This window comes from Bradyrhizobium sp. CCBAU 45394, assembly GCF_028128655.1.
Lineage (GTDB): Bacteria > Pseudomonadota > Alphaproteobacteria > Rhizobiales > Xanthobacteraceae > Bradyrhizobium > Bradyrhizobium diazoefficiens.
On record NZ_LBIX01000168.1, the window covers coordinates 163,541 to 186,156 of the forward strand.

The following is a 22,616-nucleotide window of genomic DNA, read 5'->3' on the forward strand; positions in this document are numbered from 1 at the left end:
CTATTACTAGCGATTGCAAAGGTATAATACTTGCAAAAGTTGCGACCGACTGTTAGTCGGCTTCAGGGTTTCACTCAACATTGGCGACGCCCGCAGGGCATTCGCGCTACGGATGTTCCTATGAAATGCATCGTCACTGGCGGCGCCGGTTTCATCGGCAGTCACCTCGTTGATCGCCTCCTCGATGACGGCCACGAGGTGATCGCGCTCGACAATTTCGTCATCGGACGTTCCGAAAATCTGTCGTCGCGCGCCGATTCGAGCCGGCTGAAGATCGTCCGTGCCGACGTCACTGACCGCGAGTCGATCAGCCCGTATTTCTCCGGTATCGATTGGGTGTTTCACCTCGCGGCACTCGCCGACATCGTTCCCTCGATCGAATCGCCGATCCCGTATCACCGCGCCAATGTCGACGGCACGGTCAACGTTCTCGAGGCTGCGCGGGAGGCAGGCGTCAGCCGCTTCGTGTATGCGGCGTCGTCGTCCTGCTACGGCATCCCCGACATCTATCCGACGCCGGAGAGCGCCGAGATCCGGCCGATGTACCCCTACGCGCTCACCAAGAATCTCGGCGAGCAGTGCGTCATGCACTGGTGCCAGGTCTACAAGCTTCCGGCGGTGGCGCTCCGTCTGTTCAACGTGTTCGGGCCACGCCATCGCACCACGGGGACCTATGGTGCCGTGTTCGGCGTGTTCATGGCGCAGAAGCTCGCCGGCAAGCCTTTCACGGTGGTCGGCGACGGCGAGCAGACCCGCGATTTCACCTTCGTCAGCGATGTCGCCGACGCCTTCGTCACGGCAGCGCGTTCCGACGTCTCGCACGAGATCTTCAACGTCGGCTCGGACAACACCTACAGCGTCAACCGGCTGGTCGAGTTGCTCGGCGGCGACAAGGTCCACATTCCCAAGCGCCCCGGCGAGCCCGACTGCACCTACGCCGACATCACCAAGATCAAGCGGGTCCTGAAGTGGACGCCGAAGGTGAAATTCGAGGACGGCGTCGCGACGATGCTGAAGTCGATGGACCAGTACAAGGACGCTCCCCTGTGGACGGTGGACAAGATTGCCGACGCCACCAAGGACTGGTTCAAATATCTCGGTGACGACAGCGATTCGGCGCCCGGTACCCCGCAGAAGGCAAGCTATTGAACAGGTTCGCCGGGTATCATTACCGCGAATCGATCAATTTCGGACCAGCCGGCTGAGGCCGGCCGGCGCTTTTGGGTAACTCACATGGGCAATTCTGCGACAGACAAGGCGGCCGTCCATCCGGCGCCGCACGAGAAGATCAAGACGATCGAGGAACTGGGAGCGGTCGCGCGCGCCGCGCAGGCCGAGGGCCGCACCGTTGCGCTCTGCCACGGCGTGTTCGATCTCGTGCATCTTGGCCACGTCCGGCACATCCTGGCGGCGCGCAACGAGGCCGACGTCGTCATCGTGACCGTTACGGCCGACCGTTTTGTCAACAAGGGCCCCGGGCGGCCGATCTTCCCGGAGAACATGCGCGCCGAGATGCTGGCCGCGCTCGGCACGGTCGACTGGGTCGGCATCAACCAGACATCGAGCGCCGAGCCGATCCTCGATACCGTGCGCCCCGACATCTACGTGAAGGGTTCTGACTACGAAAACCCCGAGGATGACGTCACCGGCAAGATCGCCACCGAGCGAGAGGCCGTCGAGCGTCATGGCGGCCGCATCGTCTTCACGCGCGACGTGACCTTCAGCTCGTCGTCGCTGATGAACCGCTACTTCGACATCTACGATCCCCCTCTGCGCGACTACCTCCAGAAGGTGCGCGAAGGCGGTGGCGCCGAACGACTGCTGAAGCTGATCGACAAGATCCAGGACATGCACGTCGTGCTGGTCGGCGACACCATCATCGACGAATACCAGTACGTCACGGCGCTCGGAAAGGCCTCGAAGGAAAACATCGTCGCCACCCTGCTCAAGAACGGCGAGCAATTTGCCGGCGGCGTCATCGCCGCGGCCAATCACGTGGCGAGCTTCTGCAAGTCGGTGGAGATCGTCACGACGCTGGGTGGCAACGACTACCCCGAAGAGTTCATCCGCGCGCATGTCCGCCCGAATGTCACGCTCACGCCGATCCGCGTTCAGGGCCGTCCGACGACCCGCAAATTGCGGTACGTCGAGCTGGGCTATCTGCACAAGCTCTTCGAAGTCTACACCATGGACGACACGCCGCTCGACGAGACCGAGCGGAAGGAGATCGACCGTATCACCGCCGAGCGCGTTCGCGGCGGGGATGTGGTGATCGTCACCGACTTCGGTCACGGCATGATCGCACCCAGCACGATCGACACGCTGATCGCGAACTCCAGGTTCCTGGCGATCAACGCCCAGAGCAACAGCGGAAACCACGGCTACAATCTGATCACGAAGTATCCGCGCGCCGACTACATCTGCATCGACGCGCCGGAAGCGCGCCTGGCGGCCACCGACAAGTTCAACGACATCGCATCGGTGATCGAGAACGGCCTGCACCGCAAGATCGACTGCAACAACATGATCATCACGCACGGCTCCTTCGGCTGCTACCCCTTCTCGTCGAAGACGGGTGTCGCGCGTGTCCCCGCTTTCACCAAGACCGTCGTCGACACCGTCGGCGCGGGCGATGCCTTCTTGACGATCACGGCGCCGCTGGTTGCCGCGGGCGGCAATATCGAGGACGTCGCCTTCATCGGCAATGCCGCAGGCGCGATCAAGGTCGGCATCGTCGGTCACCGCAACTCGGTCGAAAAGGCCCCCCTGGTCAAGTTTGTCACCGCGTTGCTGAAGTAGCGCAAAGAATTCTGGAGAACGACAGTGATTGATCAGAAATGGAACGTGATGGTCACCGGTGGCGCCGGCTATGTCGGCAGCGTGCTGGTTCCCCACTTGCTGGCCGCGGGCCACAAGGTCACCGTGCTCGACCTGTTCATGTATGGCGAATCCGTCTTCGACGCGGTTCGCAACAATCCGAATCTCCGGCTGATCAAGGGCGACATCCGCGATGAGGCCGCGATCAACGAGGCCCTGCGCGGCAACAACGCGGTGATCCACCTCGCCTGCATCTCCAACGACCCCTCGTTCGAGCTGGATCCGGCGCTCGGCAAGTCCATCAACTACGACTGTTTCCGGCCGATGGTGCGCGCCGCGAAGAAGGCGGGCATCAAGCGCTTCATCTACGCCTCCTCCTCGAGCGTCTACGGCATCAAGGACGAGGCCGAGGTGACCGAGGAGCTGTCCTGCGAGCCGCTCACGGACTACTCCAAGTTCAAGGCGATGTGCGAGACCGACCTTGCCGACGAGGCGGCGTCCGGGTTCGTCGCGTGCACCGTTCGTCCCGCCACCGTCTGCGGCTACGCACCGCGGCAGCGGCTCGACGTCGTCGTCAACATCCTGACCAATCTCGCGGTCAACACCGGCCGCATCCGCGTGTTCGGCGGAACGCAGCGCCGGCCCAACCTGCACATCGAGGACATGTCCGCGGCCTATCTGTTCCTGCTTCAGCAGGACGACGCGAAGATCGACGGAAAGACCTACAATATCGGCTACGAAAACCACTCGCTCATGAAGATCGCCGACATCGTGAAATCGGTGGTGGGCAACAACGTCGACATCGCGGTCGAGCCGACCGACGACCTGCGCTCCTACCATGTGTCCTCGGAGAAGATCCGCCGCGAACTCGGATTTGCGCCGACGCACACGATCGAACAAGCCGTGTCCGGACTGGTGGACGCCTTCAAGGCCGGCCGCCTGCCGAACTCGCTCAACGACCCCCGGTACTTCAACATCAAGATGATGCAGAATATCAGCCTGAAGTGAGCGGCGTGCGGATCGGCATCGATTTCGACAACACGATCATCTGCTACGACAAGGTCTTTGCCGCCGTCGCGCGTCAGCGCGGGCTGGTGCCCGAGGGCTGGGAGGGGCCGAAGACCGATGTGCGGGATCATCTGCGATCCCGCACTGGCGGCGAGCTCGCTTGGCAAGGGCTGCAAGGCTTCGTCTACGGCAAGGGCATTGGCGGCGCCGAAATCTATCCGGGCGTGCGGGAATTCCTGGCGGCGTGCAGGCACGCTGGCGCGAAGGTGTACATCGTCAGCCACAAGACCCGATTCGGTCATCAGGATCCCGACCATACCGACCTGCGTGAAGCCGCGCGCGGCTGGCTGCGTGGTGCCGGCCTGATCGACGCTGCGGATGCGGCGGTGGCTGCCGGCGACGTGTATTTCGAGGACACGATGGCCGCCAAGGTCGAGCGACTCGTGAGCCTGGAGCTCGACATCTTCATCGACGATCTCGTCGAGGTGTTCGAGCAACCGCATTTTCCGAAGGGCACGCGATCGATCCTGTTCACGCGTTCGCAGCCTCCCCACCCCGAACACTGCAAGCCGATCGCGACATGGACCGGCATCCGCCACGAGGTGTTTGCGGAATGAGCGAGCCCGAGATCAGCGCGCCGGATGCAATGGCGATCGGCAGCCGCCTGGCCGGAGCGCGGGTCGCGGCCGCCCAACCGGCGCGGGCCGGCGGCAACAACAGGGTGTTTCGGCTGGAGATGGCGGAGGGACCGCCCCTCGCCCTCAAGCATTATCCGTCCGACGGGCGCGATCGCCTGGGACAGGAATATGACGCGCTGTCGTTTCTGTCGCGCCACGGCATCATGTCGACACCGCGCCCGATCGCGAAGGATTCGGGTGCGTTCTGCGCGCTGTATCAATGGTTCGACGGCGAAGCGGCGGTGCTGCGCCCTCAGGACGGCGATGCCGATCAACTGGCTGATTTCCTGATCGCGTTGCAGAAACTGCGCAACGCCGACGGCGCGCAAACTTTGCGGAACGCTTCGGCCAGCATCTTCTCGCCCGAGGAAGCCGTCGCCCAGTACGAGCAGCGCCTGGACGGACTGAGGCGCGCTTCGGATGATCATCCGGACCTGCGCGCGTTCATGGACGACAGCCTGGTTCCCAGCACTGCCATCGCGATTCGGCGGCTCCGCCAGCGCTATGCGGAACTCGGCCGGGATCCCGCAGCGGACCTTGCGCCCGCGCATCGCGCGTTGAGCCCGTCGGATTTCGGACTACACAATGCGCTGCGCGCCACGGACGGCCGGCTGCGCTTCATCGACTTCGAATATTTCGGCTGGGACGATCCGGTCAAGCTGGTGTCGGACACCGCGATTCACCCCGGTAGCAATCTGCCCGAAGCCAAAGCAAATCGATTGACCGAACGCCTCGCGCAAGCCTTCGCGGCTAGGGATGACGCGTTTGCGATCCGCCTTGACGTACTGTATCCTCTGTTTGGAGCGATTTGGTGCCTGATTGTCCTGAATGCCTATTTGCCGGAAAGCCGCTCCCGGCGCGCCTTGGCTGCGCAAGGTGGCGACCTGACGGTCCGCCTCGCCGGTCAGCTCGACAAAGCCCGCCAGCTCCATCAAACGATTTGCCAACGTGATCCAGATCTCACCCCACGCTGAAGCCGCCCTCACCTGCACGCTCGACGAGCGCAGCCTTTACCTGCGCCGCCTGGTCCTCGGTTCTGTCCGTTCGGCGGGACGCGGACATGTCGGTCCGGCCCTGTCGCTGATCGAGATGGTCCGCGTGCTTTACGACGATGTGCTGCGGATCGATCCGAAGAACCCGCGCGATCCGAACCGCGACCGCGCGATTCTCAGCAAGGGACACGGTTGTCTGGCGCTCTACGCGCTCCTGGCCGATCGCGGCTTCTTCCCCCTGTCGGAGCTGGACGGCTTTTGCGGCCCGGACAGTATTCTGGGCGGACATCCCGAATACGGAATGGTGCCTGGGGTCGAGGCCTCGACTGGCGCGCTTGGACATGGTCTGTCGATCGGTGTCGGCCTTGCGCTCGCCGCACGCATGCGCGAACGCACTTACCGCACCTTCGTCCTGCTCGGCGACGGCGAGATCAACGAGGGATCGGTGTGGGAGGCGGCGATGGGCGCGGCCAAGCACGGGCTCGACAACCTCGTCGCGCTGATCGACTACAACAAGCTCCAGAGCTACGGACCCACCGACTACGTGCTGCCGCTGGAGCCGCTTGCGGACAAGTGGCGCAGCTTCGGCTTTGCCGTGCAGGAGCTCAACGGCCACGACGTCGGCGCCCTGCGCACCGTCCTGAAGCAAGTCCCGCCCGTTGCGGGGAAACCCACCGCGATCATCTGCCATACCGTCAAGGGCAAGGGTCTGCCGGCCGCAGAATCCAACGCCGACTGGCATCACAAGAACAAGCTGACCGACAGCGAGCTCGACGCGATACGCGTTGCTGTCGGCGATTTTTGATCGGCACCCCATGCGCAACACCGCCATGAACATGGTCCACAAGCTCGCCGCGCGCGACGAGCGTGTGCTTTACATCGGCTCCGATCCCGGCGCGGGCACCTTGCGCGCGATGAGCAAGGAGTTTCCGAAGCGCCATCTGATCGAAGGCATCTCGGAAGCGCACATCATCGGCATGTCGGCCGGCCTGGCGATGGAAGGCTTCGTGCCCTACGTCAACACCATCGCGACATTCCTCACTCGCCGCTGCTACGAGCAGGTCGCCGTCGACCTCTGCCTGCACAATCTGCCGGTGCGGCTGATCGCCAATGGCGGCGGGCTCGTCTATGCGCCGCTCGGCCCCACCCACCAGGCGATCGAGGACATCGCCATCATGCGGGCGCTGCCCAACATGACGGTGGTCTGCCCGTGCGATGCCGACGAGGCGGCGCGCATGATGGAGCAGACCCTCGACTGGAAGGGACCGATCTACATCCGCCTGGGCAAGGGCGGCGATGCCATCGTCTCGAAGGCCGAGCACGGCTTTGAGATCGGCAAGGCCATCCTGATGCGGCCGCCGGGTGACGTCCTCATGGTGACCACCGGAATCATGCTTCAGCGGGCGCTGGCTGCAGCCGACCTGCTGGCGGCACAAGGCGTCCGCGCGGGCATCCTGCACATGCATACCGTCAAGCCGCTCGACACCGAGGCGCTGCTGCAAGCGATCCGCGGCATCAAGCTTGTGGCAACTCTCGAGGAGCATGTCCCGTCCGGCGGCCTCGGCAGCGCGGTCGCGGAGACGCTGATCGACAAGCTCGGGGCAGGCCTGCCGGCGATGCTGCGGCTGTCGCTGCCGGACAGCTTCATGCACAATTACGGCTCGCAGGACTCGCTGCTGAAGAAGCACGGGCTTTCCGCCGGCGCCGTTGCCGCCTCGATCGAGCGCGCGCTTGCCGCCTCGCACACCGCCTCCCCTCAACTCCATTCCACCTGACGGGCCACATGTACGACGTTCGATATTCCTATCTGCTCGAGCAATTCTCCGATCCTGCCCCCATCCTGGCCGAGATCGGCCGGCTGGTCGCGACCGGGGACTTCACCCTTGGCAAGCCCGTCGCCGAATTCGAGAAGCGCTTTGCCGAGCTGATCGGCGTGCGCCACGCCATCGGCGTCGGATCGGGCACCGACGCGCTCAAACTGCCGCTCAAGGCGCTCGGCATTGGCCATGGCGATGAAGTCATCACCGCCGCCAATACGTTCATCGCGACCGTCGGCGCCATCGCGGAGACCGGGGCGAAGCCCGTGCTGGTCGACTGCGACGATTCGTTCTGCATGAACGTCGACTATGTCGAAGCCGCGATCACAGCGAAGACCAAGGCGATCATGCCGGTTCAGTTGACCGGCGAGGTCACCGACATGGGCAAGCTGATGGCGATCGCGCAGCGCCACAACATCCCCGTCGTCGAGGACGCCTGCCAGGGCATCCTGTCTGAGTTCGCGGGAAAGCGCTCCGGCACCCACGGCATCGCGGCCGGCTTTTCCCTGCACCCGCTCAAGAACCTGAACGTCTGGGGCGATGCCGGCGTCGTCGTCACGAATGACGACGGCATGAACGAGAAGCTCCGGCTCATCCGCAACCACGGCATGAAGAACCGCGACGAGATCGCGATCCTCGGCTGCAACTCGCGGCTCGATTCCTTGCAGGCCGTCGTCGGCAACTGGCTGATCGGCCAGACCAGCGAGATCACACGGCACCGGATCGAGAACGCGGCCTATTACGACGCAGGCCTCGCCGGCCTGCCCGGCCTGCGCGTCCCGCCGCGCCGGCCCAACGTGAAGCACGTCTATCACCTCTACATGGTGTTCGCCGAACGCCGCGACGAGCTTTACAAGTACTGCCTGGACAACGGCATCGAAGCCAAGATCCACTATCCGATCCCGCTGTATCAGCAGGAAGGCCTCAAGCATCTCGGTTACGCCCCGGGAACGTTCCCGGTTACCGACCGTCATGCCAAGGAAGTCATCAGCTTCCCGGTGGACCAGCACCTGACACGCGCGCAGCAGGACCGCGTCATCGAGACTGTTCGGAAGTTCTGCCATGGACGCTGACACCGGCCGCCGGCGCATCGGTTACGTCAACCTTCCGGCGCAATTCGAGGAAGAGCGCGCCGAGATCATGCAGGCGGTCGAGGGCGTGTTCCAGCGCGGCGATTTCATCGGCGGTGCGGCGGTCGGAAAGCTCGAAGAGGAATTGTCCGCCTATCTCGGCTCGCCGCATGTCGTGACGCTGAATTCCGGCACCGATGCGCTGATCCTCGCGATGGGGGCGCTCGACATCGGTCCCGGCGACGAGGTCATCACCCCGCCGAATTCGTTCGTGGCATCGACCGCCGCGATCATCGCAGTCGGCGCCTCGCCGGTCTTTGCGGACGTGCTGCCGGACCAGAACATCGATCCGGCCGCGGTCGAGGCCGCCGTCACGCCGCGGACCAAGGCGATCATGCCGGTGCACCTGACCGGGCGCATGGCCGACATGAACCCGCTGATGGCGATCGCACGCAAACACGCCCTCGCCGTGATCGAGGATAGCGCGCAGGCCGTCGGCTCGACCTATGACGGGCGAATGAGCGGCACCATCGGAACCTTCGGCTGCTTCTCCGCGCATCCGCTGAAGAACCTCAATGCCGCGGGCGATGCCGGCTTCCTCGTCACCGCCGACGCCGAGCTTGCCGCACGAATTCGCCGCCTGCGTAATCACGGTCTGATCAACCGCAGCGACGTCCAGGAATGGGGCATCGTATCGCGGCTCGACACGCTGCAGGCCGAGCTGCTTCGCATTCGCCTGCGCAACCTGCCCTCGGTGATCGAGCGCCGGCGGCGCAACGCCGCGCAATACCGCGCCGAGCTCGCAGGCCTGCCGCTGTTCATTCCGCCCTGCCGCAACATCGAGTTCAACACGTTCCACACCTTCGTGGTGCAGACCGACCGCCGCAACGACTTCCAGAAATATCTTGCCGACAACGACATCGAGACCGCGATCCATTATCCGGTCCCGATCCACCTGCAGCCGGCGGCAGCGCATCTGGGTCATGGTCGCGGCGCATTTCCGGTGACCGAACGGCAGGCCGACCAGATCCTCACCCTTCCCATCAACCAGTTCCTCTCGGCCGCCGATATCAGCTATATCTGCGCGACCGCCCGGGAGTACTTCGCATGACGGATACGGACTTCCTCGAGGCCGATGAGCAGGCGCTGGCGCAGCGCTTCATCGACGATGGTTTTGTCACCACGCCGGCCGACGACCGCGCCGGGCTCGACCGCATCCAGCGGCGCGCCGCCGAACTCGCGGCGGACTATCTCAAGCTGCCGCACAGCAACGATCCCTATGCGATGCTCGACACCATCCACACGCGCGTGAACGTGGATGATCTCAACGGATTGCGGCTGCACGTCTTCAACGGCCTCAACGCCGAGCCCTGGTTCCGGCCGACCTATTTCCGTCTGGCGCGCTCGACGATCGAGACCATCGTCGGCAACGAGCTCTGCATGCAGCGCCGCGTCAATCTCAGCATCCAGCTTCCCGGCGACAGCTCATCGCTGCTCGCCACCCATTCCGACGTCTGGTCGGGGGACTCGCCGTTCGAGGTCGTGGTGTGGGTGCCGCTGGTCGACGTCCGCCACACCAAGTCGATGTACCTGCTGCCGCCGTCCCTGAACGGCGAGATGCAGGACCGGATGGCCAGCCTGCGCAGCGCCGAGGAGCTGTACAAGACGATCAAGCCGCACGCGACCTTCATCGAGATCCCCTACGGTCACGTGATGCTGTTCAACCAGACACTGATGCACGGCAATCGCGTCAACGAGGAGCCCGGCACACGCTGGAGCATGAACTGCCGCTTCAAGAGCATCATGTCCCCCTACGCGGACAAGCGCTTCGGCGAATTCTTCGAACCGATCCTGCTGCGCCCGGCGACACGGGTCGGCATGCAATACAAGCTGCCCGGAGGCTTCCATGGCTGAGCGAGCCGGCCATCGCGGCTATATCGGCGCCCGCCCGCTGAACGGCAGCCGTACCCCGCAGCACGTCCAGAACATCGTGATCCGCGACTATGCCCGGCGGAAGAACCTGCACTATCTGCTCAGCGCCGCCGAGCACACCATGCCCGGCAGCTACATGGTGCTCGAGGATATCCTGGATGAGCTGCCGAGGCTGCGTGGCCTGATCCTTTACAGCATCTTCATGCTGCCGCCCGACGAGGCACGGCGGCGGGAGATCTACGACCGCGTGCTGCGCGAGAGCTGCGATCTGCACGCGGCCGTGGAGGAGATCACGCTCTCGTCGCAGAAAGACATCCAGGCCGTCGAGGACATCCTGCTCGTCAATAAGTTCGCGACCATCCTGTGACGATGCCGCGGACCGGTTGACGATCATGACCGAGATCAACCTGCTCCAGCCGATGCACGCATCGACCAAGCGGGACTACGTTCAGCGCGTCGTCGAGCATGACAAGGCCGAATCCGCCGCCGTGGCGCGGCAATGGGGGCGCGACTACTGGGACGGCGACCGCCGTTACGGCTATGGCGGCTATCGCTACGACGGACGGTGGCGCCCGCTCGCCCAGACCCTGATCGACCGCTACGGCATCAAGCCGGGCATGAGCGTGCTCGATGTCGGCTGCGGCAAGGGCTATCTGCTCTACGAGTTCACCCAACTCGTCCCCGACCTCACGATCGCCGGCATCGACGTCTCCGAGTATGGCATCGCCAACGCCAAGGAGGACGTGCGGCCGCAGTTGAGGGTCGGCAGCGCCGTCGAGCTGCCCTACCCCGATCACAGCTTCGATCTCGTAGTGTCGCTCGGCGTGCTGCACAACCTTCCACTCGAGGACGTCTTCCGCGCGGTGTCGGAGATCGAGCGTGTCGGACGCGGCGCCTCGAAATATCTGATGGTGGAATCGTTCCGCAACGAGCGCGAGAAGGCAAATCTCCTCTACTGGCAACTCACCTGCCTGAGCTTCCATGGCCCGGACACATGGGCCTGGATCTACGATAAATGCGGCTATCGGGGCGACCATGGGTTCATCTTCTTCGAATGAGACGGCGCGTCCGCGCCCACCGACTTCGCTGCGCGCGCAAAATCCGGAAGTCTACTATTCGGACGACGCCATCGTCACGGCGGACGACGCCACGATCGCGGAGCTGAAGCGTATTGCCGCCGGCAACCCGCGCCTGCGCAGCCGGCTGTGCACGCATCCCGATCCCTCGTCCGGCCTGCATGAGATGCTGATCGTGCATCATCGCGAGGCCTATGTGCGACCCCACATGCATTTTGGCAAACCTGAATCGTTTCACGTGATCGAGGGCACCGCGCAGGTCGTGATCTTCGAGGATGACGGCCGCATTCGCGACGTGCTCGAGATGGCGCCCTACGGCCAGGGCAAGCGCTGCTACTACCGGATGCCCGAACAGGTCTTCCACTCGATCCTGATCACCTCGGAGTGGCTGGTGTTTCACGAAACCACCGCCGGCCCTTTCGACCCCACCCGCACTGCATTTCCCGACTGGGCACCGGATGGCAGCGATGCCGCCGCAGTTCAGGACTATGTCGCGAAAACTAGCGTGCTCGCCGCGGAGCATCTGGCGGGACGTTAGATTTCGACTGATACCGCTACTCGACTATACCGCCTTGAACGTTCGAGGAAGACCTACCCGATGAAGCTGCCTACGTTACGCGCGACTTCAGAAAGATCGCATTGGGGACCGCCGACACGGCGGAAGCCACGCCGTACCCGCTTCCCTTCAATGGACTGCCGCGCGTCTTGCGGGACCTACCGACGACTGCTACCTGCATTGGTTGAGGACGCAACGGCCAGAGGGCTGCGCCGTGCACCCCGGGTTGGATGTATCCGGGACCATCTCATTGCGGGCCGCGCCGGTTTCATTGAACATCGCTTCGTCAGACCTGCCAAATGCGAGAACAACCAGTGACCGACCATTGCCGCCTCTGCCATTCGACCAACCTTCGACCGGTCATCGACCTCGGGCAGATGCCGATTGCGCATCGGCTCCGGCACAGCCGGAACGAGCAGGAGGAACGGTATCCGTTCGAGGTGCTCGCCTGCGGCGATTGCGGTCTGCCGCAGATCGTCAAGCCGATCGATCCCGACATCCTGTATCGCCAGTTCAACTACAATTTCAGCAGCTGGAAGCCTGAGCCGCACCAGGTCGACGAGCTCGATACCATCGCGAAATTCTCGAAGCATCAATCCGTGTTCGAGATCGGCTGCAACGACGGCCTGTTCATGGACAAGCTTCGCGAGCGCGGCGCGAAGGTTTTGGTCGGCGTGGAGCCCAACCCGGTGTCGGGCAAGATCGCCCGCGAGCGCGGCATCAAGGTCTATGCCGACATGATCAGCCCTGCGATGTGTCACGACGCCGTGGCGCAGGCCGGCAAATTCGATCTCGTCGTCTCGCGCCAGGTGCTGGAGCACATCGTCGATTTCGAGAACTTTTTCGATTGCGTGAAGATCGCGCTCAGCGACGACGGGCTGCTGTTCATCGATGTGCCGGATTTCGCGCCCGGCTCGACGGCCGGCGACCTCTCAGTCCTCTGGGAGGAGCACGTCAGCTATTTCACCGAGCCGACCCTGGTCGCGCTGCTGGCGCGCCACGGCTTCGAGGCGGTGTCCGTGAAGAAATACAATTTCAGCGGCGGCACCCTCGCGATCGCGGCCCGCCGTGCGACGCGCGACGTGACGCCACCGCCCGCCCCCGCCGGCGTCGGCGAGAAATTCGGCCAGCGCGCGAGGGAGTATGGCGCCCGCCTGCGACCGATTCTCGCCAAGGCCCGCGCCAGCGGCGCCGAGATCGCCATCTACGGCGCGGGCTGCCGCGCCTGCACCTTCACCAATGCCCACGAACTTGCGGATCTCGTCGATCTCTCGGTCGACGATCAGAAGGAGCGTCAGGGATTGTTCCTGCCCGGCACCGGGATTCCGATCCGATCGCCCGAGGATCTCGCTGGAAAGTCCGAACCGCTCGTCTGCCTTCTTGCCGTGAACCAGGAGAACGAAGCCAAGGTCAGCAGCCGGCTGCGCGAAAACGTGAAGCGTCCGCTGCACATCGTCTCCATCTTCGCGCCGTCCGATATCTGGAGCGAGCTCGATCGCCTCGAGGCGGCCGCAGGGTCGCAGCATGGCTGACGACAAGCTCTTCAACTACTACGAACGCCAGGACATCCTGCCGACGTTCGGCAATTTCAAATCCTCTGCCGAACTCACCGCCTACGCCGGCCAGCGTCGCGAGCTTTTTTCGGACAAGCTGGTGCTGCCTGCGCGGCTGTTCCGCGATGCGGAGGTTCTCGAATTCGGTCCTGACTCCGGTGAGAACGCCCTGGTGTTTGCCGGCTGGGGCGCGAACATGACGCTCGCCGAACCGAACCGGCATGCGCACCCGAAGATTGAGGCCTACTTCGCGCATTTCGGCCAGGCGGAACATCTTCGCGAACTCGCATTGTCCGACGTCGAGGGGTTTCGCAGCGACCGCCGTTTCGACGTCATCGACGCCGAAGGGTTCATCTACACGGTGCAGCCGAGCGAAAAATGGCTCGGCATCTTCCATCGGTTGCTCAATCCGGACGGTTACGCCGTCGTTTCCTATTACGAACGTTACGGCGGCTTCTTCGAGCTCGCACTCAAGGCGATCCATGCCGCCGGCAAGGTCTTGACGGGCCGCCCCGCGCTGGAGACGGCGAAGCTGCTGTTCGAGCCGAAGTGGAACAGCATTCCGCACACCCGCAGCTTCGAATCCTGGCTGATGGACGTGCTCGAGAATCCGTTCGTCCGGTACCGCTACTTCCTCGATGCGGAGGCCCTCTGTACGGCGGCGCATGAGCAGGGGTTCGACATCCATTCGGCATGGCCCGCCTATCGCGACAGCCTGGACGTCTACTGGCACAAGAAGGTCCTGTCGGCGGACGAGAAACTGCGTCGCGCCACACGCCATCTCGACCGCAGCCGTCTGAGCTTCCTCGGGGGACGAAAGCTTTATCTGGTCGGCAAGGCCGACGCGGTGAGCGCGATCTCGGCTTCGATCGAAGCTCTGGTGCTCGATGTGGACAGGATGATCGACGAGCCCTTCGGCGACAGCCTGCCCCGCGTGATCACCAGCCTCGCCTCGTTACGCGAGACGATCCTGACGACGGACATTCTCGCCGACGATGCTTCCGACATCGAAGCCATCACCGCAACGCTCGACAGTTTCCATCGCATCTTCAGCGCGATCGGACGGCGCGATGCGTCCGCGATCGCCGCCCTCACCCAGTCAGACCAGGCGTTCATCAACACCTGGGGGCAGCCGGCGCATTTCCTCGTCGTCCGGAAGCGCATCGAGGGATCGTAGCAAGTGAGGCCAGGCATTGGCATCATCGGAACGGGCATGGTCGGCCAGATGTGCCACCTCGCCAATTTCGTCGCCAATCCGGCCTGCCGCGTCGTTGCGATAGCAGATCTCCGACCTGACCTGGCAACCGCCGCGGCGCAGAAATTCGGCATCTCGCGGGTCTACGGCACGCACCGGGAACTGCTCGCAGACAGCGGGGTATCCGCCGTCGTCGTCGTGACCAAGCGCCGCGCCACCGGCCCGATCGTGCTGGATGCGTTGAACAGCGGCCGGCACGTGCTGTCGGAGAAGCCGATGGCCTACACGACGGTTCAGGCCGCGTCGCTGGTCGAGGCTGCGCGGCGGCAGCGCCTCGTCTACAGCATCGGCTACATGAAGCGTCACGACGCCGGCGTAGCGCGCGCATTGGCCGAACTGGCGCGTTTGCGCACAGACGGTTCGCTCGGATGCGTTGTCGGAGCAAGGGGCTGGTGCTTCGGCGGCGACACCGGCCGATCACACGACAATTTCGTCATGACCGGCGAAACCCGGCCGGACGGGCTCGAGCTCTGGCAGGATGGCCCCGATTGGATGCCGAGCGCGATGCGGCCCGGCTACGATAATTTTCTGAACGTGTTCAGCCATATCATCAATCTGGCGCGCTACCTGCTCGGATCGTCGCCGGCAGTCGCCGAAAGCACCGTCGAGATCGCGGGCGCGGCGCGCATAGCCCTCGACTTCGACGGCGTCGCGTGCGCGCTGGATCTGGTGAATGGATCCGAAGGTGCGTGGCGCGAGGGATTGACGATCGATTTCGAGCGGGGCGCATTGACCATCGAACTGCCCCCGCCCTTTGCCGAGCAGGAGGCGGAGGTCATTCTCGACCAAGGCGGACAACGCACGCGGCTGGTGCGCGAAGGGAGTTGGGCGTTTCGGCGTCAGGCCGACGCTTTCGTCGCCGATATTGTCGAACAAGGAACGCCCCTGGCGTCCGGCCAAGATTCGGTGGCCGACATCGCGCTCGCCGAGGCGATCTGGAAGCGGCAGGTCAGCGGCTAGGCATCGCATCCGCTTTCGGGCGATCGAGCGGCGTTATCCGCGCGATCGGCCCTGGCTTGATGGTGACCTCGGCAAGTTGACGCAGAAACTGCGATACGTCTCAGGCCAGAGTCAAATCGTCGATTCCTAGCGGTGCGGAATGGCGTCAAACTACTGCCTGTCGTGGGTGTGAAGAAGTGAGCCGCCGGTTGACGCTGGCGGGCCGGTTTTGCGCCGACGGGAATTAACTGATTTTCAACAATTCGTTGTGCGGCAGGGGCAGATTAACTAGAGTGGCGGCTGTTCAACATTCGTAGCGTCACGAGTCATGATTACGTACAAGCAGTACCATATCCAGCGATTTGAGCAGGGCCATAAGCGTTGGATTGCCCGTATCACGCGGACAGACGGCCAGAACATCCGCACCATCCTTCCGGCGTCTGAGCATTCCTATCTCGATACGAAGCCGGCCACGTCCGCCGAGGAGGCCGAGAAGCTCGCCAGGGAGGGGATCGACTTCGGCGGTGTTGTCTAGCGGGTCGCGAGAGTTTCATTCAGTCGCTCTATTGTGGGTTTCACCGGCGGGGATGCATCGCCAACGACGTCCCTTCGCTGCCGGCGTAGACGTGATGTCGGACAGGACGAGGCATGCCGCCATCGAAACGCGGCGCAGGCCAGAGTCAAGTTGTCAATCCCTTGGGCCCCGGAATGCGCGCGAGCTACTGCGCGTCGTGGGTGTGGACAAACCCGCCGGCGTGAACCGGCGGGCTTTACGTTTGGATAGTTGGGTGACGTTCCTGGGGGCCGACCTCGATGGCTTCGTCCGTTACCGTGTTGTAGACCGCCGCTCCGCTCAGGCCGAAGGACGTGCTTGCGCTCGATACCGCAACGCCCGCCTCGCCTCCGTCGATTCGAGGCGGCATGCCTCGTAGGGCGTATCGAGCATCTGGAGATCGGGCCGAAGCAACGCACTGCCTTGACGAAGGATGGCTTCCGGGAGTCTGATCGGCCGCACGGGGCGGCAACAGAACGACATCGACGAGCTCGCGCGCATGGAGCGGCGGTGCCGGGAATTGGCCGCCGGCGCCGCCTCCCTGGAGGAGCGCGATGCCCTGCTCGAACTGGCGGGAAGCTATCGAGCCGCTACCCAGGCGCTACCTACTTCGAAATTGCCGGTAGCGCGAGATCGCCAATTTTCTGCTAAGTCATTGAGATTGCTTGGCAGGAGTGGCAGGGCTCGAACCTGCGACCCCCGGTTTTGGAGACCGGTGCTCTACCAATTGAGCTACACTCCTACGGACCCTGCGTCGCCTTAGGATCACGGCCGCTTTCAAGCACAGGGGACGGCCGGATTGCAAGGGAGAAGCGCGCCCGCTTCGCTTGTTTGTGCCGCACCTTCTGGGCCACATTTCGCTCCCGACAATAATGTGCCCCCGGGAGTGACCATGACCGCGACAGCCGCCCTTAGCCCCGCAACCGCGCCGAAAACACCGCCTTTGCCCGAGGCCAAGCCCGAGACACTGGGCCTGTCGCGGCCGCGCCTCCAGGCGATGTCGGACGCCTTCAAGCGCGAGATCGACAAGGGCACCGTCCCCGGAATCACCGTGCTGGTGGCCCGCCGCGGCCAGGTCGGCTGGTTCGAGGCGCTGGGCCGCCAGAGCCCGGCCGTATCAACGCCGATGGCGCTTGATTCGATCTTCCGGATCTTCTCGATGACCAAGCCGATCGTCTCCGTCGCCGTCATGGCGCTGGTCGAGGACGGCCACCTCCTGCTCGGCGATCCCGTCGCCAAGTTCATTCCGGAATTTGCCGACCAGAAGGTCGGGATCGTCAGCGGTGGCAAGCTGGACCTGGTTCCGCCGAAGCGGCCGATGACGGTGCAGGACCTGCTCCGCCACACCTCTGGCCTCACCTACGAGCACCAGGGCGACGGGCCCGTGCACAAGATCTACCAGGACTCGCGGGTGCGCAGCCGCAAGATCACCAATGCCGAGCACGCCGCACTGGTGGCGAGCTTCCCGCTGGTCTGCCAACCCGGCGACGAGTTCAACTACAGCCGCTCCACCGACATCCTCGGCCGCATCATCGAGGTCGTCAGCGGCAAGTCGCTCGGCACCTTCCTCGCCGAACGCGTACTTGCGCCGCTCCAGATGGCCGAGACCGGATTCTCGACATCCGAGGCCAATGCGGGCCGGCTCGCCGAACCGTTCGCGGCCGATCCCTGGACCGGCGACAAGGTCGCGCTGTTCAACATGCTGGAGCAGCCGGTGATGGAATCCGGCGGCGGCGGCCTCGTCTCCACCACGATGGACTACGCCCGTTTCGCGCTGATGTTGCGCAACGGCGGCACGCTCGACGGCAACAGGATCATCGGCCGCAAGACGCTGGAGCTGATGGCCTCCGACCACCTCGGGCCCGAGGTGAAGACCAACGGCACCCTGCTCTCGCCCGGCCACGGCTTCGGCCTCGGCTTCGCCGTGCGCCGCGAGGCCGGAATCGCGCCCTTCCCCGGCAGCGTCGACCAGTATTTCTGGAGCGGCATTGCGGGAACGTTCTTCTGGATCGACCCGAAGGAGGATCTGCTCGCGGTGTTCATGAGCCAGGGCCCGGGCCAGCGCGACTACACGCGCACGCTGGTGCGGGATCTGGTTTACGCGGCGGTGGATTGACCTCAGATGCTGCTTGAATTGAACGATCGAGCGGCAAGCTCGGTGTAACCTCTCCCGCTTGCGGGAGAGGGAGCGCAGCATGTGCCGCGGCCACACCTCGGCCTGATCTCACAATTCAACTGATTGTCGCGCCGCCGTCGATCACCATGGTCTGGCCGGTCATGAAGTCGCCGGCCTTCGAGCCCAGGAACACCGCCGCGCCGGCGATCTCGTCGGGGATGCCGATGCGGAGCAGCGGCGAGCGCGAGGTCGAGGCCTTCAGGTTCTCCGGATTGTCCCACAGCGCCTTGGCGAAATCGGTCTTGATAAGGCCGGGCGCGATGCAGTTCACGCGGATGTTGTGCTTGCCGTATTCGCAGGCGAGGTTGCGCGCGAGCTGCATGTCGGCGGCCTTCGAGATCGCGTAGGCGCCGAGGATGGTCGAGCCTTTGAGGCCGCCGATCGAGGACACGATGATGATCGAGCCGTCCTTGCGCTCGATCATCTGCGGCACCACCATCGAGATCAGCCAGTTGTTGGCGACGATGTTGTTGTCGAGGATCTTGCGGAACTGATCGTCGGAGATGCCGGCGAGCGGACCGTAATACGGGTTCGACGCCGCGTTGCAGACCAGCACGTCGATCTTGCCGAACGCTCGATTGCTCTCGTCGATCAGGTTTTGCAGATTTTCCTTCGAGGAGATGTTGGCCGCGATCGCGACCGCGGTGCCCTTGTCGAACCTGTCGTTGATGCCCTTGGCTACCTGGTCGCAGACGTCGGCCTTGCGTGAGGAAATCACGACTTTGGCGCCGTGCTCGGCCATGCGTTCGGCGATCGCAAGCCCGATGCCGCGCGTCGAGCCTGTGATGACGGCGACTTTCCCCTTCATGTCGAACAAGGTCATGTTTCTCTCCCAGATTGATTTACGTATTCAGTGTCGTTCCGAGGCGATGCGAAGCATCGACCTATGGTGCGCGGTTGCGCACCTGAGAATCTCGAGATTCCGGGTCCGGCCCTGCGGACCGTCCCGGAATGACAGCTTGCTCAGGCGAGCTTCTTGACTTCCGGCCCCGCCAGCTGATGCATCGCCGCGTGCGCATCATCTGCGATCCACGGCTGCTGATTGACCATCGGCAGCCGCCAGACCGTGCGCTCGGGACTCGCAAAATAGTCGAGCCGCGTCACCGAGCAATTGTCGATGTCGAACGACAGCCCCCGCTCCGGTTGGCCGTCGAGCGCGAGCCCCAGCGCGGCCTTAATGGTGCCGCCATGCGCGACCGCGATGATGTCCTGCCCCGCCGCCTCCGTGTTGATCCGCTCGATGGTGCGGCGCGTGCGGTTGTAGAGATCCATGAAGCTTTCGCCGCCGGGCGCGGGCTCGTTGATGTCGGCGAACCAGCTCGTGCCGACCGGACGGCTGGCGATGAACTGGGCGCGGTTCATGCCCTGCCAACGGCCGAGATTCTGCTCGGCGAGGTCCGCTTCCCACGTCATGGACGCAGGCCTTGGAAAGCCGGCCGCCCAGATCGCTTCGGCCGTTTGATGCGTCCGCATCAGATTGCTCGAATACCAGACCGCCTTGCGTGGCAGCACCTTGGCGACAGCATTGAACACGTAGGTATCGCTGGTGTCGCAGGCGATGTCGCTCTGACCGTAGATATTGCCGCCGTCATTGCGCACCGGCGCGTGACGGACCCACCACCACCGTGTCGTGACCACATTCGGCTTGTCTGCGCCTGCCATCGAAACCCTTCCATCCCGTGTGATGTCGCTGTACGTCAGGTGTGAACGTGTCTCAAGACACTTTACCGTTTGAAATCTTGTTTGAAATTCCGTCGCGCGGCAAGCGTCGCGCACACGTCAAAGGGAGAAACGCATGGGCCGTCTGCAAGACAAATCCGTCATCATCACCGGCGCCGGCAGCGGCATCGGTCGCGCCGCAGCGCTGCTGTTCACCAGGGAAGGCGCCAGGCTGATTGCGGTCGATCGCACCGAGGCGGTGAAGGAGACCGTCGAGGAGGTGAAGAAGGCCGGCGGTGTCGCGGAAGCGATGGTCGCGGATGCGGGTTCCGAGAAGGACGTGATCGCCGTCATCGACAGGGCGGTGAAGACGCACGGCCGGCTCGACGTGATCTGGGCCAATGCCGGCGTCTCCGGCGGGCTCATCCCGCTCGGCGAGCAAACCGTGGAACACTGGCAGGAGGTGCTGCGCGTCAACCTGATCGGTCCGTTCCTCGCGGTGAAGCACGCGATGCCGCACATGGTGAAGCAGCAGTCCGGCGCAATCGTGCTGACGGCGTCGGTCGCCGGCCTCAAGGCCGGCGCCAGCGGTCATCCCTATGCCGCGAGCAAGGCCGGCGTGATCAGCCTGGTGCAGACCACGGCCTATTCGCTCTCCGGCACCGGCGTGCGCATCAACGCGGTCTGCCCCGGCCTGATCGAAACCGGCATGACGAAACCGATCTTCGACCGCGCCAAGGAGCGCGGCACCGCCGACAAGATCGGCCAGCTCAACCCGCTGAAGCGCCCCGGCCAGCCGCACGAGCTCGCGGCGATGGGATTGTTCCTGGCCAGCGACGAAGCCTCGTATGTCAACGGCCAGGCGTTCCCGGTGGACGGCGGTCTGACGGCGTCGATGCCGTATGCGGGCAAGCCGGTTTAGCAAAGTCGTTCTCTACGTTGATGATGGCCGGGCGAGCCGGCCATTTTCGGACCGGCGTTTTGCGCGAGACCGCGGCAACACCCTCGCTGTCGTCCTAGCGCAAGCCAGGACCCATAGCCGCCGAACTTGGTTGCTGCGAACGCAGGTGGCCACATCGCGCTTCGGCAACGCTGACCGGGGTGCGGAGGGATTCTGGATTGCTTCGCTGCGCTCGCAATGACGGAGTGTGGGAGACGGCGTCGCTCTATCAATTCATATCTCACTCGCAGACACACTTTCGCATCCTCGCGGCCCGAGCTTTGCTTCGTCGCGTCACGCCCAACGAAAGAGCAACTGTGGCGAAGTAGCCCGGTGATCGGCCGGCCTCAAGGCTGGCGCTGGCGCACCCCCGCCTGTGCGGCTGACGGCCTTGACCCCGCCCGCTCACCGGTCTGTTGGCTTTGCAAGCGCTCGGTCGAGTACCGAGCGCGACGAGATGCGCTCGCTCAGTTCAGCGCGTAGCGCGGCTGGGATCCCATTTCTGCCGTCGTGCGATCATCGTGTTGAGGATGACGATCAGCTTGCGCATGCAGGCGATGATGGCAACCTTCGGCTCTTTCCCTTTAGCAAGCAGGCGCCGATAGTAGGCCTTCAGAACGGGATTATTCAGCGTGGCCGCGCCGACACAGGGCATGTAGATGGCATTGCGGACCCAGCGGCGGCCTCCCTTGATGTGGCGCTCGCCGCGTCGCTTTCCGCTGTCATCGTCATAGGGAGCAACGCCGATCAAGGCCGCGGCGATCTGGTTGCTCACCTGGCCAAGCTCCGGCATGCCTGCGACGAGGTTTGCGGCGCTCGTCTCGGCAAAACCCGGCACACTCTCGATGATCTCGGCGCGCTCAGCAAAATCTGGCGTGGACCTGATTTTGGCGCAGATGGCGGCCTCGAGCTTGGCAATCTCGTTGGCCAGGCTCTTCAAGATGCGAGCATGCGTTTTCCGGGCCAACCCCGGCGTGGCATGTTCGCTTTGGCCGACCAGGCGCATCCTGGAATCGATCAGATCTAGGCGCGCCTTCACCAAGACCTGCAACTCCTCACGTGCCGCATCGTACGTCTGGCTCGGCGCATCGCTGAATGTCTCGGCGAACCAGGCGATCATCTCCGCATCGATCGCATCGTTCTTGGCCAGCCGTCCGGCCGACAGCGCAAAACTGCGGACCCGCTTGGGATCGACGATCCGAACCTCAATACCGGGTTCGCGCAGCACCTTGGCCCAGACACGCTCATAGCCGCCACTCGCCTCCATCACCGCCTTGCCCACCTGGTGCTTGCGAAGCCAAGCAACCAGCTTGCGGTGACGCATGGGAAGGTTTGCCTCTTGCCCAAGGAACGAATGCACACATCCACCTTGTCCTTGGCAACGTCGATACCCACGACAACAATATCATTTTGTGCCATCATCCACTCCCTTCCTTGCTCGGTTCGGGCTCGAAGCCCGTGCAACTGTTCGGGTTGAGGAAGACACCGGAGCTGTCCCTCGCTCGGTCGCTTTTGGGCGCAACGGGCTCAGTTCCAGCAACGGGCGGTTCTGATCCAACCGCCCGTTCGAACATCCTGACTGATTTCCGGGACACA

The 22,616-nt window shown here is 63.8% G+C and carries 22 protein-coding genes and 1 tRNA gene; 19 read left to right on the forward strand and 4 right to left on the reverse strand.

Annotated features, from left to right (window positions below; all coding sequences use genetic code 11):
* The first annotated feature begins 120 nt into the window (after positions 1 to 120).
* From WN73_RS25845 to WN73_RS25925, 17 genes are all read left to right on the forward strand, one after another.
* A complete protein-coding gene (locus WN73_RS25845; RefSeq protein WP_011088169.1) occupies positions 121 to 1,149 on the forward strand; it encodes an SDR family oxidoreductase in 1,029 nt (342 codons plus the stop codon).
* A gap of 84 nt (positions 1,150 to 1,233) precedes the next feature.
* Positions 1,234 to 2,799: a PfkB family carbohydrate kinase gene (locus WN73_RS25850; RefSeq protein WP_097532105.1), complete on the forward strand. Its 1,566-nt coding sequence runs from the start codon at positions 1,234 to 1,236 to the stop codon at positions 2,797 to 2,799.
* A gap of 24 nt (positions 2,800 to 2,823) precedes the next feature.
* Complete coding sequence (locus WN73_RS25855) at positions 2,824 to 3,825, forward strand: NAD-dependent epimerase/dehydratase family protein (RefSeq protein WP_028171385.1); 1,002 nt, start codon at positions 2,824 to 2,826, stop codon at positions 3,823 to 3,825.
* Positions 3,826 to 3,830: 5 nt separating this feature from the next.
* Positions 3,831 to 4,442, forward strand: a complete 612-nt coding sequence (locus tag WN73_RS25860; protein WP_231166509.1) for a hypothetical protein — start codon at positions 3,831 to 3,833, stop codon at positions 4,440 to 4,442.
* Positions 4,439 to 5,476, forward strand: coding sequence for an aminoglycoside phosphotransferase family protein (locus tag WN73_RS25865; RefSeq protein ID WP_271555311.1), 1,038 nt, complete (start codon positions 4,439 to 4,441; stop codon positions 5,474 to 5,476). Before WN73_RS25860 ends, WN73_RS25865 begins: the two co-directional genes overlap by 4 nt.
* A complete protein-coding gene (locus tag WN73_RS25870; RefSeq protein ID WP_039184759.1) occupies positions 5,451 to 6,299 on the forward strand; it encodes a transketolase in 849 nt (282 codons plus the stop codon). Before WN73_RS25865 ends, WN73_RS25870 begins: the two co-directional genes overlap by 26 nt.
* Before the next feature lie 10 nt (positions 6,300 to 6,309).
* A complete protein-coding gene (locus WN73_RS25875; protein ID WP_271555312.1) occupies positions 6,310 to 7,269 on the forward strand; it encodes a transketolase family protein in 960 nt (319 codons plus the stop codon).
* Positions 7,270 to 7,277: 8 nt separating this feature from the next.
* On the forward strand, positions 7,278 to 8,384 hold the full coding sequence (locus WN73_RS25880) for a DegT/DnrJ/EryC1/StrS family aminotransferase (RefSeq protein WP_271555313.1): 1,107 nt from the start codon (positions 7,278 to 7,280) through the stop codon (positions 8,382 to 8,384).
* Positions 8,374 to 9,492: a DegT/DnrJ/EryC1/StrS family aminotransferase gene (locus WN73_RS25885; protein WP_271555314.1), complete on the forward strand. Its 1,119-nt coding sequence runs from the start codon at positions 8,374 to 8,376 to the stop codon at positions 9,490 to 9,492. Before WN73_RS25880 ends, WN73_RS25885 begins: the two co-directional genes overlap by 11 nt.
* Positions 9,489 to 10,295, forward strand: a complete 807-nt coding sequence (locus WN73_RS25890) for a sporadic carbohydrate cluster 2OG-Fe(II) oxygenase (protein WP_060907974.1) — start codon at positions 9,489 to 9,491, stop codon at positions 10,293 to 10,295. The genes WN73_RS25885 and WN73_RS25890 overlap by 4 nt, the downstream gene beginning before the upstream one ends.
* The gene (locus WN73_RS25895) at positions 10,288 to 10,680 is read left to right on the forward strand and encodes an LIC12192 family sporadic carbohydrate cluster protein (RefSeq protein WP_271555315.1); all 393 of its coding nucleotides are present in this window, start codon (positions 10,288 to 10,290) and stop codon (positions 10,678 to 10,680) included. The genes WN73_RS25890 and WN73_RS25895 overlap by 8 nt, the downstream gene beginning before the upstream one ends.
* A gap of 25 nt (positions 10,681 to 10,705) precedes the next feature.
* Positions 10,706 to 11,371, forward strand: coding sequence for a class I SAM-dependent methyltransferase (locus WN73_RS25900; protein WP_011088180.1), 666 nt, complete (start codon positions 10,706 to 10,708; stop codon positions 11,369 to 11,371).
* Complete coding sequence (locus WN73_RS25905) at positions 11,349 to 11,927, forward strand: WbuC family cupin fold metalloprotein (RefSeq protein ID WP_271555316.1); 579 nt, start codon at positions 11,349 to 11,351, stop codon at positions 11,925 to 11,927. Before WN73_RS25900 ends, WN73_RS25905 begins: the two co-directional genes overlap by 23 nt.
* Positions 11,928 to 12,259: 332 nt before the next feature.
* Entirely contained in the window at positions 12,260 to 13,477 is a 1,218-nt protein-coding gene (locus WN73_RS25910) for a class I SAM-dependent methyltransferase (protein WP_038967053.1), read from the forward strand.
* The gene (locus WN73_RS25915; protein ID WP_271555317.1) at positions 13,470 to 14,675 is read left to right on the forward strand and encodes a class I SAM-dependent methyltransferase; all 1,206 of its coding nucleotides are present in this window, start codon (positions 13,470 to 13,472) and stop codon (positions 14,673 to 14,675) included. The genes WN73_RS25910 and WN73_RS25915 overlap by 8 nt, the downstream gene beginning before the upstream one ends.
* 3 nt (positions 14,676 to 14,678) lie before the next feature.
* Entirely contained in the window at positions 14,679 to 15,713 is a 1,035-nt protein-coding gene (locus WN73_RS25920; protein ID WP_110116387.1) for a Gfo/Idh/MocA family protein, read from the forward strand.
* A 307-nt stretch (positions 15,714 to 16,020) separates the two neighbouring features.
* Positions 16,021 to 16,227, forward strand: a complete 207-nt coding sequence (locus WN73_RS25925; RefSeq protein WP_110116388.1) for a hypothetical protein — start codon at positions 16,021 to 16,023, stop codon at positions 16,225 to 16,227.
* Between the two features lie 684 nt (positions 16,228 to 16,911).
* On the opposite strand, the gene WN73_RS25930 is transcribed toward WN73_RS25925, so the two are convergent.
* Positions 16,912 to 16,987, reverse strand: a tRNA-Trp gene (locus WN73_RS25930).
* Between the two features lie 150 nt (positions 16,988 to 17,137).
* Here WN73_RS25930 and WN73_RS25935 point away from each other — a divergent pair.
* The gene (locus WN73_RS25935; protein ID WP_162603590.1) at positions 17,138 to 18,361 is read left to right on the forward strand and encodes a serine hydrolase domain-containing protein; all 1,224 of its coding nucleotides are present in this window, start codon (positions 17,138 to 17,140) and stop codon (positions 18,359 to 18,361) included.
* Positions 18,362 to 18,476: 115 nt separating this feature from the next.
* Here the strand turns inward: WN73_RS25935 and WN73_RS25940 are convergent, their stop codons facing one another.
* Complete coding sequence (locus WN73_RS25940) at positions 18,477 to 19,244, reverse strand: SDR family NAD(P)-dependent oxidoreductase (RefSeq protein ID WP_011088190.1); 768 nt, start codon at positions 19,242 to 19,244, stop codon at positions 18,477 to 18,479.
* Positions 19,245 to 19,384: 140 nt separating this feature from the next.
* A complete protein-coding gene (locus WN73_RS25945) occupies positions 19,385 to 20,083 on the reverse strand; it encodes a histidine phosphatase family protein (RefSeq protein WP_162603591.1) in 699 nt (232 codons plus the stop codon).
* A gap of 133 nt (positions 20,084 to 20,216) precedes the next feature.
* Between WN73_RS25945 and WN73_RS25950 the strand changes: the two genes are divergently transcribed.
* Complete coding sequence (locus tag WN73_RS25950) at positions 20,217 to 21,002, forward strand: SDR family NAD(P)-dependent oxidoreductase (RefSeq protein ID WP_271555318.1); 786 nt, start codon at positions 20,217 to 20,219, stop codon at positions 21,000 to 21,002.
* A gap of 490 nt (positions 21,003 to 21,492) precedes the next feature.
* Here the strand turns inward: WN73_RS25950 and WN73_RS25955 are convergent, their stop codons facing one another.
* The gene (locus tag WN73_RS25955; protein ID WP_271555319.1) at positions 21,493 to 22,344 is read right to left on the reverse strand and encodes an IS110 family transposase; all 852 of its coding nucleotides are present in this window, start codon (positions 22,342 to 22,344) and stop codon (positions 21,493 to 21,495) included.
* Positions 22,345 to 22,616 lie beyond the last annotated feature (272 nt).

Coding starts and splice junctions, on each gene's coding strand:
- WN73_RS25845 (WP_011088169.1), top strand. CDS start 121: ATGAAATGCATCGTCACTGGCGGCGCCGGTTTCATCGGCAGTCACCTC.
- WN73_RS25905 (WP_271555316.1), top strand. CDS start 11,349: ATGGGTTCATCTTCTTCGAATGAGACGGCGCGTCCGCGCCCACCGACT.
- WN73_RS25915 (WP_271555317.1), top strand. CDS start 13,470: ATGGCTGACGACAAGCTCTTCAACTACTACGAACGCCAGGACATCCTG.
- WN73_RS25945 (WP_162603591.1), bottom strand. CDS start 20,083: ATGGCAGGCGCAGACAAGCCGAATGTGGTCACGACACGGTGGTGGTGG.
- WN73_RS25900 (WP_011088180.1), top strand. CDS start 10,706: ATGACCGAGATCAACCTGCTCCAGCCGATGCACGCATCGACCAAGCGG.
- WN73_RS25895 (WP_271555315.1), top strand. CDS start 10,288: ATGGCTGAGCGAGCCGGCCATCGCGGCTATATCGGCGCCCGCCCGCTG.
- WN73_RS25925 (WP_110116388.1), top strand. CDS start 16,021: ATGATTACGTACAAGCAGTACCATATCCAGCGATTTGAGCAGGGCCAT.
- WN73_RS25955 (WP_271555319.1), bottom strand. CDS start 22,344: ATGCGTCACCGCAAGCTGGTTGCTTGGCTTCGCAAGCACCAGGTGGGC.
- WN73_RS25935 (WP_162603590.1), top strand. CDS start 17,138: ATGACCGCGACAGCCGCCCTTAGCCCCGCAACCGCGCCGAAAACACCG.
- WN73_RS25875 (WP_271555312.1), top strand. CDS start 6,310: ATGCGCAACACCGCCATGAACATGGTCCACAAGCTCGCCGCGCGCGAC.
- WN73_RS25940 (WP_011088190.1), bottom strand. CDS start 19,244: ATGACCTTGTTCGACATGAAGGGGAAAGTCGCCGTCATCACAGGCTCG.
- WN73_RS25880 (WP_271555313.1), top strand. CDS start 7,278: ATGTACGACGTTCGATATTCCTATCTGCTCGAGCAATTCTCCGATCCT.
- WN73_RS25865 (WP_271555311.1), top strand. CDS start 4,439: ATGAGCGAGCCCGAGATCAGCGCGCCGGATGCAATGGCGATCGGCAGC.
- WN73_RS25885 (WP_271555314.1), top strand. CDS start 8,374: ATGGACGCTGACACCGGCCGCCGGCGCATCGGTTACGTCAACCTTCCG.
- WN73_RS25850 (WP_097532105.1), top strand. CDS start 1,234: ATGGGCAATTCTGCGACAGACAAGGCGGCCGTCCATCCGGCGCCGCAC.
- WN73_RS25890 (WP_060907974.1), top strand. CDS start 9,489: ATGACGGATACGGACTTCCTCGAGGCCGATGAGCAGGCGCTGGCGCAG.
- WN73_RS25950 (WP_271555318.1), top strand. CDS start 20,217: ATGGGCCGTCTGCAAGACAAATCCGTCATCATCACCGGCGCCGGCAGC.